Below are 898 nucleotides of genomic sequence, written 5' to 3' on the forward strand. Positions count from 1 at the left end.
GCCGCGCAGGCCGCGCATGCGGCGCAGGCAGAGGGCCGCAGCCTGGTGCGCTTCGACCGCGCCATGGCCGCGCGCACCGGCGAACGCCTGCGCCTGGCCGGGCGCATCCAGCAGGCGATCGAGCGTCAGGAGTTCGAGCTGTATTTCCAGCCGATCATGGACGCCGTCAGCGGCGCGCCGCGCGAACTGGAAGCCCTGATCCGCTGGCCGCAGGCCGATGGCGGTTTCATCGCGCCGGATGCGTTCATCCAGTTGTGCGAGGACACCGGGCTGATCCTGCCGCTGGGGCGCTGGGTGATGCGCGCGGCGGCGCGGGCGCGTCGCGCCCTGGTCGAGCACGGATGGCCGGACCTGCCGGTGGCGGTGAACGTGTCGGCGCTGCAGTTCTTCGACGGCGACCTGGTCGCCGACCTGGTGCAGGCCTGCGCCGAGGCCGGGCTGGCCGCCAACGGCCTGCAGTTGGAGCTGACCGAGAGCAGCCTGATGCGGCAGCCTCAGCAGGCCGGCGACGTGCTGCGGCAACTGCGCGCGCTGGGCGTGCGCGTGGCCCTGGACGATGTCGGCACCGGCTTCTCCAGCATGGCGTATCTGCGCGACCTGCCGCTGGACACGCTGAAGATCGATCGCAGCTTCGTCGCCGAGGTGGACCGCGATCCACGCAACGCCTCGATCTGCCAGGCGCTGCTGACTCTGGGGCATTGCCTGGGGCTGGACGTGGTCGCCGAGGGCGTGGAAACCGAGGCGCAGCTGCGCTGGTTGCGCACGCACCGCTGCGGCGGCGTGCAGGGCTATCTGCTCGGGCGTCCGGCCCCGTTGGCGGATGTGCTGCAGCGGTTCGGCGCGGTCACAGCATGAGTTCCACGTCGTGCCCGCTGCCCGCTGCCGGCAGCGGCTCCCC

Annotated in this window: 1 protein-coding gene; it reads left to right on the forward strand. The window is 72.3% G+C overall.

Translation table 11 applies throughout. The annotated features are described in order from the left end of the window. A partial coding sequence (locus D180_RS17875; protein WP_017913871.1) for an EAL domain-containing protein occupies positions 1 to 855 on the forward strand: 855 nt, incomplete at its 5' end. Positions 856 to 898 lie beyond the last annotated feature (43 nt).

The organism is Xanthomonas sp. SHU 166 (genome assembly GCF_000364685.1).
Classification (GTDB): Bacteria; Pseudomonadota; Gammaproteobacteria; order Xanthomonadales; family Xanthomonadaceae; genus Xanthomonas_A; species Xanthomonas_A sontii.